Consider the following 14,681-nt stretch of genomic DNA (forward strand, 5'->3'; position numbering starts at 1 on the left):
CGGTCTCTATGCCATGTTCATGGACGGTGGCGTTTCTAGGATTGAAGCGATTGTTGTCAGCGCAGTTTCAAACTCGCTATCGGACAGTTTCGCGCCAAAAGTAATCCTTGCCGCATTCGGGGCTTTGCCGTCAAACAGGGCAAATTCATCGGCAGGGCGGATCAGGATGTTTTGCTGCTCGCAGGCCCGTTGTAGGGCAGAAGCCCGCCAGCCCGAAGGCATGTTAAGCCAGACAAACGGCACGGTCGGGCTCCAGTCGAGATGCCAGTGGCCAAGGATATTCGCCGTCATTCGTGCGCGGCGCTCGATGAACTCCAGCATAAGGGCGCGGATATGCGCCGCCTGACCGCTGGTGACCAACTCCTCCGCCAGATCGCAGATGACTTGGGACACCCCATAGCAGTTGGACAGCACAGTCGCGTGCGCGGCATCCCCTTGCCCCGGAGGTGTGACCAGATAGCCGATCCGCAAACCGGTGGCGACGGATTTTGACAACGCCCCAATATGCCAGACCCGTTCGGGCGCGATGGCATACATGGAGGGAAGCTCGGCGGCGGCAATCCCGAAGGCATCATCGTCAATAATCTTCAGATCATATTTTGCGGCAATACGGGACAGGGCAACACGCCGCTTCAGGCTGGTGGTTTGCGTCGTGGGGCTGTGGACTGCAAAGGAGCTCACCAGAACCTGCGGTCCGTGTTTGCGGCAGACCTGTTCCAGATCGTCGGGAATGATGCCTTCAGCGTCACGTTCGACCGACACGATACCCGCACGCAGCATATAGGCCGCGTGGCGCAGGCCCGGAAACACCAGTTCGTCACAGACGATCACCGGCGCGGGGCCGGCCAGAACTGTCTGTAAGGCGATCAGCATCGCATTTTGCGCCCCATAGGTGATCGCTACATCGGTTGGATCAGCGTGTACGCCGGTGTGGGCCAGCCAAGCAGTGATGGCTTTGGCGCTGCCAAGGGCGCGGTCCGGATCGGGGTAGTTCGCCAGATCATTGGTGCCCTCTGTGGCGATTCTGGTCAGGGCGGCGCGGATGATTCCGTCCTGCCCCAAATCGGGGGTTTTGGTGCCGCGCAGGTCCATGATTTCTTCCGCTGCGCCCAGATGCAGGGAATCCGGTGGCGGTGTGCGCTGGGTGTTTCGGGTCTGTGCCACATAAGTACCGCGCCCCACCGACGCTTCCAGCAATCCGTCATCCGTGGCGCGGCGATAGGCGCGGGCAACGGTGCCAGGGGTGATCTTCAGATCCCATGCCAGATCGCGGACGGTAGGCAGTTTACAACCAGGCGCGAGCTCTCCGGCGGCAATCGCTTCGCGGAGGGCATGAACCACGGCGAGGTATTTCGCTCCGGTCGCGGTTTCAAGGTCTGGTGGCCAAATTGTACCCATTACAATGTTTCCCTAGCGTTATGCGAAGCGTGATTGTATCACTTGATTGTACCATACGTACAAATTGTATCAACACAAAAATGGAGCGCGGTATGCCACAAGCAAACGCAAGTCACATCGCGCTGGCAGAGGATCTCTGTTCGCGCGCAACCATCCCTTTCACTGCAGGGCTCGCCCTGAAGGTGGCCTATCTGGTGCTGGTCTGGAAAGAGCGTAAACAGGCGCGAACGATCCTGCGCCATATGGAAAAGCACCGCCGTGAGGATATCGGGCTGAGCCTTGAACAGGTCTATCTCGAAGCCCGGAAGCCGTTCTGGCGCCGCTAAAACGGGCCGAACGGAAAAGGCCGGACCGCGTGTTTACCTCCGCAGTCCGGCCTTGATTTATTCACTTATTTATAGTGGCCGTCGTAGATCGGGCCGAGCGTTTCTTCGTCAAACAGGGACGAAACGCTGGTGCCATTAGAGATGTTCATAATCGCCTGTGCCAGCATCGGCGCGGTTGGAACGATGCGGATTTTGTCACAGGCGGCAACAGCCGGAGTGGCTTGGATGCTGTCGGTGATCACAAGTTGCTTCATCGACGAATTGGTGATCCGCTCTACCGCAGGGCCGGACAGAACGCCGTGGGTGATATAGGAGTGAACCTCCTTAGCGCCCATTTCGATCAGCGTATCGGCAGCTTTGCACAATGTACCCGCAGTATCGCAAATGTCGTCTACGATGATACACTTCTTGCCGGTTACATCCCCGATCACAGTCATTTCGGCAATTTCACCCGGCGCATTGCGGCGTTTGTCCACAATCGCCAGAGGTGCGCCAATCCGTTTGGCCAGCTCACGGGCGCGGGCCACACCGCCAACGTCCGGTGAAATCACCATGACATCGGACAGATCACCGAAATTGTGTTTCACGTCCAGCGCAAACACAGGGGCGGCGTAAAGGTTGTCCACCGGAATATCAAAGAAGCCCTGAATCTGCGTGGCGTGGAGATCCATGGTCAAGACCCGCTCGATCCCCGCTTCAGCGATCAGGTTGGCCACCAGTTTGGCCGAAATCGGAGTCCGCGCCTTGGTGCGACGATCCTGACGGGCATAACCGAAATAAGGGATCACAGCCGTGATGCGATCCGCCGAAGACCGGCGCAGCGCGTCCGAAATGATCAGCAGTTCCATCAGGTTGTCATTGGCCGGATTGGACGTGGATTGGATGATGAACATATCCTCGCCGCGCACGTTTTCATAGACTTCGACAAAGATTTCCTGATCGTTGAAACGCTCTATCCGGGCGTCGACCGGCTTCACCGCCTTGCCACGGTGCATGGACATGCGCCGTGAAATCGCCTCGGAGAGGGTTTTGTTGGAATTACCGGCGATCAGTTTCGGCTCGATATTGGATTTCATGGCAGAGGGTCCCTAGCAGCGGATTGGACGTTACAGGCAGGTGGTACGTAACAGTTCTGTTAGGCGAGGCCATAGCAAAGCGTCAGGGGTTTGCATAGGGAATTTGGCGGGCTAAGCAGGGTTAAATGCCACAAAGGACATATCAGCATGGCCCATATCGACTATTTTACAATCACGCTTTCCCCCTTTGCCTATCTCGCAGGCACCGGCCTTGAAGAGGTCGCGCAAAAGCACGGGGCGACGATCACCTACAAGCCGTTCAACCTCATGCAGGTGTTTGAACAGACCGGCGGCACCCCGCCCGCACAGCGCCACCCCGCGCGGCAGGCTTACCGGATGCAGGAACTGGCGCGGATTGCCAAACGCAATGACCTGCCGATCAACCTCAAACCGGCCCATTTCCCCACCAATGCAGCGCCAAGCTGTTATGCACTGATCGCCGCACAGGACGCAGGGGGCGGTGATCTTGGTGCGCTGTGCCACAGTTTCCTGCGGGCCTGCTGGGCCGAAGAAAAGGACGTGGCGCAAGATGATGTGGTGCGCGCCTGTCTGGAACAGGCGGGGTTTGATCCCAAACTGGCGGACAGCGGGTTGCTGGCCGGCGCCCAAACCTTTGAGAAAAACACCGAAGAAGCCTTGCAACGCAACGTCTTTGGTGCACCGAGCTACGTTGTGGGCGATCAAGTGTTCTGGGGCCAAGATCGTCTAAGCTATCTGGACGATTACCTGTCAGAAATAGGATAAGTCACGTGCCGGAATGTTACACCAGAACCGCAGGACAGGGGCCGCGCAAGGCCCTGTTCATCCACTGTTCCCTGTCATCAGGTAAAAGCCTGCTTCCCCTGATGGAGCATTTTGCCGATGAGATGACAATGGTTGCGGTGGATCTGCCCGGACAGGGGAAATCCGCGATGCCCGATCCGGCACGGGATTATCAGACCCAATGCGTTGAGGCCTGTATCGCCCTGATCGAAGAATCAGGCGGCCCGCAGGATCTGGTGGGGCATTCCTTCGGGGCAACGGTGGCACTGCGTCTTGCAGCGCTGCGCCCCGATCTGGTGCGCTCGCTCGTGTTGTTTGAGCCGGTTTACTTCGGGTTGCTGCGGGATGCGGACCATCCGGCTTATGAATCCCTACAATCCGATGAAGGCGCGTTCAATATCGCCATTGCCGAGGGTGACATGATGAAAGCGGCAGAGCTGTTCCTGACTCGCTGGGGCCTCCCCGGAGAGTGGGAACGTCTGCCCGACGTGGCCCGCAAGGTGATGTCCGAACGGATGTGGGTGATCCCCGCACAGCACCTCGCGATCATCGACAACAGCGAAATCCGGATGCGCTTGCACGAACTGGAAGATATCACCTGCCCGACACTGGTGATGCGCGGCGGTGACAGCCCCGAAGTGATGACAGCCGTGACAGAAGTGATTTCTAAGACCATGCCGCACTGCGATCTTGGTGCGCTGGACGGATCGGGGCATATGCTGCCCATCACCCACGCCGCCGATTGCGCCAAGCGCCTGCGCGGGTTCTGGGATTTGTGACGGACCGGTCCCTCCCCGATGGGAGGGATGCCTGCGGCGCGGATATTTTCCCCAAAAAGAGCTTGGGGTTGGTCTAGCCTTGTACCAGCGAGAGGAATTCGTCGATTTCTGCGTCTGTGGTGGACCAGCTGCACACAAGGCGGCAGGTCAGGATTTCGTCTGACGGGCCTGTTGCGGGGTGGTTTCCGGGCCAGGGGTGGTAGATGGCGCCGCCAGCTTGGGCCCTTTCATGGGCCGCGCGGGTCATGCCGCAGAACAACATGTTGGCTTGTCTCGGGTGGAGCATTTCAAAGCTGTTGGTGCGGGTCAGGCCGGCCTCTAGCCGTGCGGCGGCGGCGTTGGCTTGGCGGGCGAGTTTGAGCCAGAGGTCATCTGTCAGGTAAGCTTCCATCTGGGCCGAAAGATAGCGGTGTTTGGAAAACAGGTGGCCGCCCCGTTTGCGGCGCAACTCGAACTCCCACGCTTTGGCCGGATCAAAGATGATCACCGCTTCCACGCCCATCAGCCCGTTCTTGGTGCCGCCAAAGGAGACCACGTCGATACCGGCCTTCCATGTCATTTCCGCAGGGGTGCAGCCAAGGGCGACGAGCGCGTTGGTAAAGCGGGCGCCATCAAGATGGGTGCCGATGCCCAGTTCCTTTGCCGTGCTGCACAAGCGGGAGATTTCATCGACGGTATAGACCGTGCCCATTTCGGTGACATTGGTGATTGAAAGCGCGCCGCGCTGGATGTTGTGCACGCCGAGAACACCAGTGCTTTCGGCGCGGTTGCGGAACTGGTCAGCGTCGATCTTGGCGTCGGCCCCTTCGAGCAGGGTAAGTTTTGCGCCGCCAGTGAAAAACTCCGGCGCGCCGCATTCGTCTTCTTCGATGTGGGAGTGGCGGTGGCAGAAGACGGTCTGCCACGGCTGGGTCAGGACAGATAGGGACAGGGCGTTTGCGGTGGTGCCGGTGGAGACCAGATAGACGGCGGCCTCTGGTGCCTCGAATATCTCGCGGATGCGGGCGGTGACGCGGTCCATGATTTCGTCGTTGCCGTAGGAACTGGCGTAACCTTCGTTGGCTTTACCGAGCGCCTCCATCACTTCGGGGGCGGCGGGGGCGGCGTTGTCTGATGCGAAATACATTATTGGAACCCTTCCACGATATAGTCTTCGTAATCCTCTTCCTCTACGTCATATTCGGGCACTGTTTGGCCTGCAACCGAATTGCCGCTTTGGGCTGTGCTGCCTTGATCACCCGTCAGCAGCGGGTGCCACGCGGGCAAGCGTTTGCCCTCGTGCAGCAGGCGATAGGCGCAGGTGCTGGGCATCCAGTGGGCGTTGCGTTCGATGTTTTCCGGTGTCAGCACAACGCAGCCCGCAACCATTTGCTTGCGCAGGGGATAGTTGCCACAGGAGCAGGATTTGTCGTCGAACAGGCGGCAGGCAATATTGGTATAGGCCAGATCGCCGCTGTCTTCGTCTTCCAGTTTCAACAGGCAGCATTTTCCGCAGCCGTCGCACAGTGCTTCCCATTCGGGTTTGCTCATGTCCGCCAGATCGGTGGTGCGCCAGAAATTCTTGGCCAGTTGGCCCCGTTTGATGTGTTCGCTCATGCCCCTGTTCTTGAGCCGTTGGGCCGGATTGTCTAGGGTAAACAGAAAAAACGGAGCAGTTGATGCGGGAAACCGATCTCTACGAACCAGTCAAAGCCTTTCTGGAAGGGCAGGGGTATGAGGTGAAAGCCGAGGTGCGCGACTGCGATGTGGTGGCGGTGCGCGGCGGTGAAGACCCTGTGGTGGTGGAGCTGAAGCTGCAACTGTCGCTGGCGCTGTTGATGCAGGGTGTGGACCGGCAGGCGATCACCGATGCGGTTTATGTGGCGGTGCCTGCGGGGAAAACCGCCCGATGGCGCGGGCAGGTGAAGGATGCGGTGCGGCTGTGTCGGCGTCTGGGGTTGGGGTTGATGAGTGTGCGCAACGGGGCGGTGCTGGTGCATGTGGACCCGGGACCATATGCGCCGCGCAAGATGAAGCGGCGGCGGGAGTTGTTGTTAAAGGAATTTCAAAACCGTGTGGGCGATCCCAACACCGGCGGGCAGACCAAGCGCAAGATTATCACGGCTTACCGGCAGGATGCGTTGCGTCTGGCGCTGCATCTGTCAGTGGCTGGCACCGTGAAACCGGCGGTGGCGCGTAAGGAATTGGGTGTAGTAAAGGCCGCGGCGATCCTGCAATCGGATCACTACGGCTGGTTCGAGCGGGTCGAGCGCGGGGTTTATACGTTGCGGCCAATCGGGGCAGAAGCGTTAGAGACCTATGCGGATGTGGTCGCTTTGCTGAAAGCGTAAGGGTTTGAGTATTTCTGGAACATTGAAACGGGTTAGGCGTGGGCTGCCAGAATTTCGCGGGCTTTGGCGCAGTCTTGCTGCATTGCTGTGATCAGATCGTCCAGGCTGTCGAATTTCAGTTCGGGGCGCAGGAATTCCACCAGTGCCGTGGACAGGGTCGCGCCGTAAAGATCGCCTTTGAAGTCAAACAGATAGACTTCAAGGTTGGGGATGTCATTGTCAGCAAATGTGGGTCGGTCGCCCAGTGAGGCAGCCCCGTGGTAGTGGCCCTTGTGCGGACCGTCGAGCACATCTACCAGCACCGCATAGACGCCGTATTTTGGCAAATGCAGATCGGTCAGCGGAATGTTGGCTGTCGGGAAGCCGAGATCGCGGCCCCGTTGGAAGCCTTTTTCCACCACACCTTCGATGCGGTGCCAGTGGCCGAGCATGCGCGTGGCATCCTGCGGGCGGCCTTCGGACAAGGCCGCGCGGATGGCGGTTGATGAGTAATCCCCCTGCGCATCATTCACCAGCGGCGCGATGGTGGTGCCAAAGCCGTGGGTTTTGCCCATCTCGGCCAGCAAGTCCACATCGCCGCTACGCCCCTTTCCAAAGCGGAAATCAGCGCCGACCACCAGATGTTTGATGCCAAGCCCCTTTACCAGCACGTCCGTAACAAAGGTTTCGGCAGGGAGCGCGGCGAGTTCTTTGTTGAACGGAATCTCGTAAAGGTGATCAAGGCCCAGTTTATCAAACCGGTTGGCGCGGGTTTCTGCGGACATCAGTCGAAAGGCGGGTGCGTCTGGTTGAAACAGGCGGCGGGGGTGGGGTTCAAACGTGACCACACCGAGCGGCGCGCCGAGTTCGCCAGCCGCCGCGCGGGCCAGCGCCAGCACAGACTGGTGACCAAGGTGCACCCCGTCAAAGTTGCCCATCGCAACAGAAGCGCCTTTGGCAGTTTCGGGCAGATCGCGGAAAGTCTGGTGTCTTTGCATATGGCCTTGGACGGGCCTGTGCCCGTTACGTCTGGGTACGGCTCGGCGCGAGAACCAGCGCTTCACCCTTCAGAACAACCGTATCGCCCACTGTGCAGACACATTCAAGCGTAACCCGCCGTTTGGCCGCGTCAATTGCAGCCACAGTAACAGTGGCTGTCACATTGGCATCAGGGCGCACGGGGGCGGTGAACTTCAGATCCTGCTTCATATAGATCGTGCCATGGCCGGGCAATTGTTCCCCGATGACAGCAGAAATCAGCGAGGCCGACAGCATACCGTGAGCGATCCGGCCTTTGAACATGGTGTCCTTGGCGTAGTCGTCGTCCAAATGCACCGGATTGTGGTCAGTGCTGAGTTCGGCGAACATCTCGATCTCGCGGTCGCCAATGGTTTTAGAGATGGCGCGGGACATGCCCACTTCCATATCTTCCACAAAGATGGTTCCGATTTGGGGCGCGACGGAATTACTGTCTGGCATGGCGTTCTGTCCTGTGGCTGCTGTTTCTTCTGACTAGATCGAATTGCAGCGACAGGCAAGGCGCTTGCGCAACATATGTTCCGCAAGCTGCCGTTTCTTGTAATTTAATTACCGCAGGTGCCCGATTGTGGCGGCCGGGCTAAGGCTGTGGGACGATAGAAACGTCTCAAGCTTTTGCGGGTCGGGCTGTGGTGCGGTTGCGGTTTCTTCGGCTGCCAGACCGCCAGAGATGAACAGGCTGTCCATGTCTTCGTTGATCGCGCCAAGGATGTCTGTGTGGATGCCATCGCCAATACACAGGATGCGGCGGTTTTCTATTTCGCGGCCTGCGACCTCTGACAGGCGGCGACGGGCGAGGTCATAGATCGGCGGATGGGGTTTGCCGAAATAATGGGAAGTGCCGCCCCGCGCCGTGTATTCCGCTGCCAGCGCACCGGCGCAGTAAATCCGCTTGTCGCCGTGATCTACCACAATGTCAGGGTTGGCGCAGAGCAGGTCCAGACCGTTGTTTTTGGCTTCCAGAAAGATGGCGGCGTAATCGTCCGGTGTCTCGGTCTGGTCGTCGAACAATCCAGTGCAGACAATGGCTTCGGCCTTATCAAGCGGCACGCGGTTGATGTTTTCCAGTCCGGGGATCGACGGGTCAGGGGCAAAGAAGGGCAAGTCCCGTTCCGGCCCGATGTGAAAGACGTTGGTGCCGTAATGCCCCGATGCAAGCGCCGCGCGGGCGCTGTCGCCGCTGGTGGCGACGGATTGGTACAGATCACGCGCCACGCCGATCCCGTCAAGCTGGACTTCTACGGATGGGGCCGGGCGGGGGGAGTTCGTCAGCAACAGGACAATACCGCCGCTGTCGCGGTAAGTTTCAAGGGCGCGCACGGCCTCGGCAAAAGGGCGCTGGCCGTTGTGCAGGCAGCCCCAGAGATCGCAAAACACGGCGTCATAATTGGCGGATATTTCCGAGAGATTTTCGATGATACGTGTCATGGTGGCCCCTTCACTGTTTGGCGCGATCATTGCGAGATTGGCGGTCTTGGCAAGGTCAATTTCCCTAGATGTGGGGGCTGTGGAAGAATTTGACCAGTATTTCGGGGGAAAACTGCAAAGTCGTGCCATATGACGTGTAGTCAGGCGGGTTGTGGGAAAAAATGAACCGGATTAGGCTTTCAACGCCCGGACCCAAAGGCCTCGCCCCGCCGGTCCGGCCGGTTGCCATTGCCGCCCAGAAACAGGCGGCGCAGAGACAGGATACTTCGATGACAGACCATATCACCGTTCACACAGAGGATCGTGTGACGACCGTGACCATCACGCGGCCGGAAAAGCGCAACGCGATTACGCAGGCCATGTACGGCAAAATGGCAGATGCGCTGGAAGAATACGCGGCACAGGACGAAGCGCGGGCGCTGATCCTGACCGGCGCAGAAGATTACTTTACCGCTGGCAACGATCTGAAGGATTTCTCCATGTCGGATCGCGCCAAGGACGTTCCGCCGGTGGGGCGGTTCCTGAACGCGATTTCTACCTGTCCCAAGCCAGTGATTGCCGCTGTTAACGGGCCTGCAATCGGGATCGGGCTGACGATGCTTTTGCACTGCGATCTGGCTTATGCGGCTCAATCGGCCACCTTTGATGCGCCGTTTGTCAAACTTGGTCTGGTGCCGGAGGCGGCGTCTTCGATGCTGTTGTCGGCCTCTGTCGGGATGGCCGTGGCCAATGATATTCTGCTGGCTGGGCGTAAGCTGAGCGCGCAGGAGGCCCATGACTACGGGCTGGTGTCCCGCGTGTTTGCGGATGACGATCTGATCACAGAAACCCGCAAGATCGCGCTTCACATCGCGGCGAGCGCGCCTGTCGCCCTGCAACGCTCCAAGGAATTGATCCGCAACCAGCGTGATCAGGTGGCCGCGCAAATGGCAGCGGAAGGTAAGGTGTTTGTAGAGCAGCTCCGCTCTCCGGAATTTGCCGAAACAGTGGCCGCGATCATGCAAAAGCGCACGCCGAATTATTCCTGAACCAGCGCCGGCTGCCCACAAACAACGACGGCCCGCACAGATCAACTGGGCGGGCCTACGCGTAAGTGAGTCAAATGTGCCGCTCCGGTGGGCCGGAACGGCACGTCACTAAAAACCCGTCCGATATTTGCATAAAGGACGGGTTATCTCTTTTATTTGAACATCTTGGCTTCGAAAGCCTTCAGCGACAGGCGCGAGGACGTATAGGCTTCGCGGCCCTGTGCATGGGCGAGTTCAGGGAAAAGCTCCGTGATCTCGTCGCGCTGTTCGGCGGATACGCTGGCCATCGCCTGATCGCCCGGCTGGAAGCTTTCGGTCCATGCGCCATCGGACAGAACAACCTCGTGGTGGTCGAACATGAAGTGCACATAGGTAGCGTGTGAAGCGCTCACCAACGAGACACCTTTGTCTGCGTTCACTAGATGCTTGGCAGCGACCAGAACTTCCGGTTCGTTGAACAGCAGGCCGACTTCGGCGTTGTTCACCAGAACGCGGTGGTTTTGGCTGACCAGCATATCCCGTTCCGGCAGCCCGTTGCCAAGCGCGCCTTTGCGGATCAGAACCGGTTGCAGATGCGGGCTGGCTTGCAGCTCGGCCCCTGTCATTGGTTTGGAACCGATCCAGCGAACCTCTTGTGCACCATTGTCCCGAGTGATCACCCGATCCCCGACCTTAAGTGACTCAACCGGCTTCTCGCCTTGCATGGTCGCAATCAGCGTACCCGGTGTGAAACAGGGCGGAGGTGTCGTGTCGAGAATGTTCTCGATCTCGGTGAAGGTCAGCTCGCCGGTGACAGAACCACCCGGACGGTCGATGAACTGGACAGTCCCCGAGGTGGAGTCGCCATCCGGATCAACAGTCTCGTTGATGATCTTGTAGTGACCGACATTCGACAGGTCGAGCGTATCGTAGTCATCGCCGCCGCTGCCACCGTCTACGATATCGCCAATCGCATCTTCCGCAGAGTCGTAGTTGAACGTATCTTTGTCTGCGCCGCCGTAAGCTGCATCCGTACCGTGACCACCGCCGAAGATATCGTCGCCTCTGTCACCGAACATGGTGTCATCGTCGATACCGCCATAGATTTCGTCGTCATCCGCACCGCCGTAGATTACATCGTCGTCGTCGCGGCCATAGAGAACGTCATCACCGTCACCGCCAAAGATCGTGTCCATGCCATTGTCTGGGCGCAGGTCGGTTTCGTCCGGGATATCCAGAATATCCGTGCTTTCCAGCCCGCCGTAGACCACATCGTCGCCAGCGCCAGCCTCGATCACGTCGTTGCCTTCGCCACCAACGATCAGATCGTCGCCTTTGCCGCCGTCAATCGCATCGTCGTCGATGCCAGAGTAGATGGAATCATCGCCAGCACCACCAGAGATGCTATCCGCATCGTCGCCTGTGGTGATAATGTCGTTACCACCACCACCATAGACCGTGTCCATGTCGTTGGTTGGATCCGCGTCATCATCATAAAGGCCAGGATATCCGCGATCAGGTGTGCCGATGTCATTTGCAACATCCACGGGACCGGATGTGTCGATCACATCATCGCCTGCACTGCCGGTTGCTGTGTCAGAACCGTCACCACCGTAAAGCGTGTCGCCATCGCCGCCGCCGAACAATTCGTCGTCGCCGTTGCCACCAAAGAGCGTGTCATTCCCAGCGCGACCGCGCAGGATGTCGTCACCGTCTTCGCCGTAAATCTCGTCGTTGCCGCTGCCACCGTCAACACTGTCGTCGCCCGAGCCGCCTTCGATAAGGTCGTCACCGCCGCCGCCATAGATCTCGTCGTTGTCTTCACCACCGTAAAGCCGGTCATCGCCACCTTTGCCTTCGATGTAATCATCGCCCTTGCCGCCGAAAAATTCGTTGGTGAACGTGTCAGAGGAAGAGGTGCCTTCCTGATCAAATCCGATGAGCGTATCGTCAAAGTCCGAACCAATTGCCCCGTCGATGCCGCTGATGATGCTGTCATTGTCAGCGTCGCCACCTGAAAGGGAACCGGAGGAAAGATCGACAGTCACAGCAGAACCGCTGCTGGAATAGTCCAGATTGTCCTGACCTTCGCCGCCTTCAAAAATGTCAGAGCCTTCGCCGCCGACGAAGACATCATCGCCGTCACCGCCATAAAGCGTGTTGGTGCCGGTGCCGCCAGCAAGCACATCGTTGCCATTTCCACCGTAGACGGTGTCATCGCCGTCGCCCGCATCAACAATATCGTTGCCGGAATAGGCGTAGATCACATCGTTGTCGCCGTCAGCGCCATCAATGGTGTCGCATTGTTCATCAACATAGCCGGGCAGCATAATGTCGTCGCCGCTGGTGCCGTCAACCGGAGCAGCCGTTTTTGTGCCGCCAGTACCCGTGCCGCCAGTTCCGGTCCCGCCAGTACCGGTCCCACCAGTGCCAGTGCCACCTGTACCGGTCCCACCAGTACCCGTGCCGCCTGTGCCGGTCCCGCCAGTACCGGTCCCACCAGTACCCGTGCCACCTGTTCCGGTCCCGCCAGTACCCGTGCCACCTGTTCCGGTCCCGCCAGTACCCGTGCCACCTGTTCCGGTCCCGCCAGTACCCGTGCCACCTGTTCCGGTCCCACCAGTACCCGTGCCACCTGTTCCGGTCCCGCCAGTACCCGTGCCACCTGTTCCGGTCCCGCCAGTACCCGTGCCACCTGTACCGGTCCCACCAGTGCCCGTGCCACCTGTACCGGTCCCACCAGTGCCAGTGCCACCAGTACCCGTGCCACCTGTGCCGGTCCCACCAGTGCCCGTGCCACCTGTTCCGGTCCCACCAGTGCCAGTGCCGCCTGTGCCGGTCCCGCCAGTACCCGTGCCACCTGTTCCGGTCCCACCAGTGCCAGTGCCGCCTGTACCGGTCCCACCAGTGCCAGTGCCGCCTGTACCGGTCCCACCAGTACCCGTGCCACCTGTACCGGTCCCACCAGTACCCGTGCCACCTGTACCGGTCCCACCAGTGCCCGTGCCACCTGTACCGGTCCCACCAGTACCCGTGCCACCTGTTCCGGTCCCGCCAGTACCCGTGCCGCCTGTTCCGGCAGTCGAATATGTGTCGTCTTTGGTTGCGTCCGTTACATCACTCATTACAAACTCCACTCATCATGCTGGTTCGACCGGTCCGTTTCCGGCGAAGAACGAAAATATCGATTAGAAGCAACGTATCCGAACAGATGGACTCTTGAGTTGCCGCAAATTCTCGTCCCCAGTTACACAGCACTTGGATCAAAACTCAAGGAAAACCGTCCAATTTTGCCCAATTTTGGACAAATTTTGCCATAATTCGATATTTTCTGCCTTTTTTGGGAACATTGCGGTTGAGGACGGTTCTTTGTCTCTCAATCGTGGACAATGGTTCTGATCCTCAAGCGCATAAGGCTATTGCAAAAAGCACACGTATGCTGCGATTCGCCGCTTTTGAGCCGCTTTGCATGCAAATGTGGCGGTATTTGCCACAATTTAGACTTAAACCGTCCCCATACAGCGCGGACAGAACTAATTCGACAGAGTCATTATGGTAGAGCAAATCTGGAACGGAGTTGACATCGCACAGCGGGCAGAACGCCTGTTTGAAAAGCGTGTCTTGAAGGTCATCGCGCCGGGGGGGCGCAAACGCGGGAGCATTCGGATCGTTTTCACCGATGAAACAATCATCGCCACGCGGCGCGACAGTCTGGAAGAAACCAAAGCCGAGGCGCATATTCTTGAGCAGCTGACGAAGCACACCACGTCCTGCGCAGGTTTCCTGGCGATGGACGGGGATGTGATGTTTCAGACGGATGTGGGTCAGCACCGCTTGGGGCAATACATACGTTTGCAGGATGTGTCCGATTGGGAAGATGTCGCGGTGAACAGCGTACGCTCTCTGTTTGATGTGCATGTGGCGGGCAATGCATCAACCCTGCCGCAGGATCTGAAATCGTGTTTCCTAAGCTCCAGATGGATCAAAATGTTTGTGAATGATCCGGCGCGGGTTGCGAAGAAACTGGGCCAGCCGATTCCTGAATATGATATGGATGCGCTGGCCGAGATCGTCAAAACACCAGAGCGGCGCTTTATCAAATGGGATTGCAGGGCAGGCAACGCGGCCACCGATGAAACCGGAAAAATCCGGTGGTTCGATTTTGAATATGCTGGCCTGCGTCATGGTGCCGAAGATTTCGCATGGCTGGTCGCGGATGAAAACTGGCCGCTTCAGGCGGATACGATGGTGTCGATCATAAAGCAGGAATACGGACGCGGTGAAGACCGCAGTTGGGAATCCTATCGTTCTTATCTAGAGGTCTTTGCAACGCTTCAGGCCATCAACCGTATTTTACAGGTTTTCCGCGGCGTGAAGCGCAAGGGCTGGATCAGCGAACAGCGGGCGCTGCATTATGATGACGTCGGAATTAACCCGCGCCTTGCGATCCACCTGTGTGAGAATGGCCGGATATTGGCAGACCGCAACACAGTGACACGCCCGATTGTTCCGGTGTTTGAAGCAGCGCGCAGGGCTTTTGCTGAGACGATGAACTAAG

At 58.6% G+C, this 14,681-nt stretch carries 15 protein-coding genes; 6 read left to right on the top strand and 9 right to left on the bottom strand.

Annotation, left to right across the window (positions count from 1 at the left end; all coding sequences use genetic code 11):
* Positions 1-6: 6 nt before the first annotated feature.
* On the bottom strand, positions 7-1,398 hold the full coding sequence (locus tag IEX10_RS00420; RefSeq protein ID WP_188669842.1) for an aminotransferase-like domain-containing protein: 1,392 nt from the start codon (positions 1,396-1,398) through the stop codon (positions 7-9).
* 92 nt (positions 1,399-1,490) lie between these two features.
* Here IEX10_RS00420 and IEX10_RS00425 point away from each other — a divergent pair, with 92 nt between their 5' ends.
* Positions 1,491-1,724 carry a DUF1127 domain-containing protein gene (locus IEX10_RS00425; protein ID WP_188669844.1) on the top strand — a complete coding sequence of 78 codons (234 nt, stop codon included), beginning with the start codon at positions 1,491-1,493 and terminating at the stop codon, positions 1,722-1,724.
* Positions 1,725-1,789: 65 nt separating this feature from the next.
* Here IEX10_RS00425 and IEX10_RS00430 read toward each other — a convergent pair whose 3' ends face one another.
* Positions 1,790-2,800 (bottom strand): ribose-phosphate pyrophosphokinase, encoded by a 1,011-nt coding sequence (locus tag IEX10_RS00430; protein ID WP_188669845.1) that lies wholly within the window; start codon positions 2,798-2,800, stop codon positions 1,790-1,792.
* Between the two features lie 147 nt (positions 2,801-2,947).
* On the opposite strand from IEX10_RS00430, the gene IEX10_RS00435 reads away from it, so the two are divergent.
* Positions 2,948-3,544, top strand: a complete 597-nt coding sequence (locus tag IEX10_RS00435) for a 2-hydroxychromene-2-carboxylate isomerase (RefSeq protein ID WP_188669848.1) — start codon at positions 2,948-2,950, stop codon at positions 3,542-3,544.
* Between the two features lie 5 nt (positions 3,545-3,549).
* Positions 3,550-4,341 carry an alpha/beta fold hydrolase gene (locus tag IEX10_RS00440; protein ID WP_188669849.1) on the top strand — a complete coding sequence of 264 codons (792 nt, stop codon included), beginning with the start codon at positions 3,550-3,552 and terminating at the stop codon, positions 4,339-4,341.
* A gap of 73 nt (positions 4,342-4,414) precedes the next feature.
* Here IEX10_RS00440 and IEX10_RS00445 read toward each other — a convergent pair whose 3' ends face one another.
* Positions 4,415-5,467, bottom strand: coding sequence for a threonine aldolase family protein (locus tag IEX10_RS00445; RefSeq protein ID WP_188669851.1), 1,053 nt, complete (start codon positions 5,465-5,467; stop codon positions 4,415-4,417).
* Positions 5,467-5,937, bottom strand: coding sequence for a YcgN family cysteine cluster protein (locus tag IEX10_RS00450; protein WP_188669853.1), 471 nt, complete (start codon positions 5,935-5,937; stop codon positions 5,467-5,469). The genes IEX10_RS00445 and IEX10_RS00450 overlap by 1 nt, the downstream gene beginning before the upstream one ends.
* Before the next feature lie 62 nt (positions 5,938-5,999).
* Here IEX10_RS00450 and IEX10_RS00455 point away from each other — a divergent pair, with 62 nt between their 5' ends.
* Positions 6,000-6,671, top strand: coding sequence for a DUF2161 domain-containing phosphodiesterase (locus tag IEX10_RS00455; RefSeq protein WP_188669856.1), 672 nt, complete (start codon positions 6,000-6,002; stop codon positions 6,669-6,671).
* Between the two features lie 32 nt (positions 6,672-6,703).
* On the opposite strand, the gene IEX10_RS00460 is transcribed toward IEX10_RS00455, so the two are convergent.
* The 3 genes from IEX10_RS00460 to IEX10_RS00470 all read right to left on the bottom strand — a co-directional run bounded on the left by IEX10_RS00460 (position 6,704) and on the right by IEX10_RS00470 (position 9,116).
* Entirely contained in the window at positions 6,704-7,648 is a 945-nt protein-coding gene (locus tag IEX10_RS00460) for a bifunctional riboflavin kinase/FAD synthetase (protein WP_188669858.1), read from the bottom strand.
* Positions 7,649-7,673: 25 nt separating this feature from the next.
* Entirely contained in the window at positions 7,674-8,129 is a 456-nt protein-coding gene (locus IEX10_RS00465) for a MaoC family dehydratase (RefSeq protein ID WP_188669860.1), read from the bottom strand.
* 108 nt (positions 8,130-8,237) lie between these two features.
* Positions 8,238-9,116 carry a TIGR01459 family HAD-type hydrolase gene (locus IEX10_RS00470; protein ID WP_188669862.1) on the bottom strand — a complete coding sequence of 293 codons (879 nt, stop codon included), beginning with the start codon at positions 9,114-9,116 and terminating at the stop codon, positions 8,238-8,240.
* Between the two features lie 269 nt (positions 9,117-9,385).
* On the opposite strand from IEX10_RS00470, the gene IEX10_RS00475 reads away from it, so the two are divergent.
* Complete coding sequence (locus tag IEX10_RS00475; RefSeq protein ID WP_188669864.1) at positions 9,386-10,144, top strand: enoyl-CoA hydratase; 759 nt, start codon at positions 9,386-9,388, stop codon at positions 10,142-10,144.
* 152 nt (positions 10,145-10,296) lie between these two features.
* Here IEX10_RS00475 and IEX10_RS00480 read toward each other — a convergent pair whose 3' ends face one another.
* Together IEX10_RS00480 and IEX10_RS00485 are read right to left on the bottom strand one after the other, a co-directional pair.
* Complete coding sequence (locus tag IEX10_RS00480; RefSeq protein WP_188669866.1) at positions 10,297-12,453, bottom strand: Hint domain-containing protein; 2,157 nt, start codon at positions 12,451-12,453, stop codon at positions 10,297-10,299.
* A complete protein-coding gene (locus tag IEX10_RS00485; protein ID WP_188669868.1) occupies positions 12,387-13,163 on the bottom strand; it encodes a hypothetical protein in 777 nt (258 codons plus the stop codon). The genes IEX10_RS00480 and IEX10_RS00485 overlap by 67 nt, the downstream gene beginning before the upstream one ends.
* 512 nt (positions 13,164-13,675) lie before the next feature.
* On the opposite strand from IEX10_RS00485, the gene IEX10_RS00490 reads away from it, so the two are divergent.
* Positions 13,676-14,680: a hypothetical protein gene (locus tag IEX10_RS00490; RefSeq protein ID WP_188669869.1), complete on the top strand. Its 1,005-nt coding sequence runs from the start codon at positions 13,676-13,678 to the stop codon at positions 14,678-14,680.
* Position 14,681: the final 1 nt, after the last annotated feature.

The organism is Neptunicoccus cionae (assembly GCF_014643735.1).
GTDB lineage: Bacteria > Pseudomonadota > Alphaproteobacteria > Rhodobacterales > Rhodobacteraceae > Amylibacter > Amylibacter cionae.

Bases quoted from the DNA above. Each gene is read 5' to 3' on its own strand.
- IEX10_RS00420 (WP_188669842.1), bottom strand. From the start codon at position 1,398: ATGGGTACAATTTGGCCACCAGACCTTGAAACCGCGACCGGAGCGAAA.
- IEX10_RS00425 (WP_188669844.1), top strand. From the start codon at position 1,491: ATGCCACAAGCAAACGCAAGTCACATCGCGCTGGCAGAGGATCTCTGT.
- IEX10_RS00430 (WP_188669845.1), bottom strand. From the start codon at position 2,800: ATGAAATCCAATATCGAGCCGAAACTGATCGCCGGTAATTCCAACAAA.
- IEX10_RS00435 (WP_188669848.1), top strand. From the start codon at position 2,948: ATGGCCCATATCGACTATTTTACAATCACGCTTTCCCCCTTTGCCTAT.
- IEX10_RS00445 (WP_188669851.1), bottom strand. From the start codon at position 5,467: ATGTATTTCGCATCAGACAACGCCGCCCCCGCCGCCCCCGAAGTGATG.
- IEX10_RS00450 (WP_188669853.1), bottom strand. From the start codon at position 5,937: ATGAGCGAACACATCAAACGGGGCCAACTGGCCAAGAATTTCTGGCGC.
- IEX10_RS00455 (WP_188669856.1), top strand. From the start codon at position 6,000: ATGCGGGAAACCGATCTCTACGAACCAGTCAAAGCCTTTCTGGAAGGG.
- IEX10_RS00460 (WP_188669858.1), bottom strand. From the start codon at position 7,648: ATGCAAAGACACCAGACTTTCCGCGATCTGCCCGAAACTGCCAAAGGC.
- IEX10_RS00465 (WP_188669860.1), bottom strand. From the start codon at position 8,129: ATGCCAGACAGTAATTCCGTCGCGCCCCAAATCGGAACCATCTTTGTG.
- IEX10_RS00470 (WP_188669862.1), bottom strand. From the start codon at position 9,116: ATGACACGTATCATCGAAAATCTCTCGGAAATATCCGCCAATTATGAC.
- IEX10_RS00475 (WP_188669864.1), top strand. From the start codon at position 9,386: ATGACAGACCATATCACCGTTCACACAGAGGATCGTGTGACGACCGTG.
- IEX10_RS00480 (WP_188669866.1), bottom strand. From the start codon at position 12,453: ATGCTGCCCGGCTATGTTGATGAACAATGCGACACCATTGATGGCGCT.
- IEX10_RS00490 (WP_188669869.1), top strand. From the start codon at position 13,676: ATGGTAGAGCAAATCTGGAACGGAGTTGACATCGCACAGCGGGCAGAA.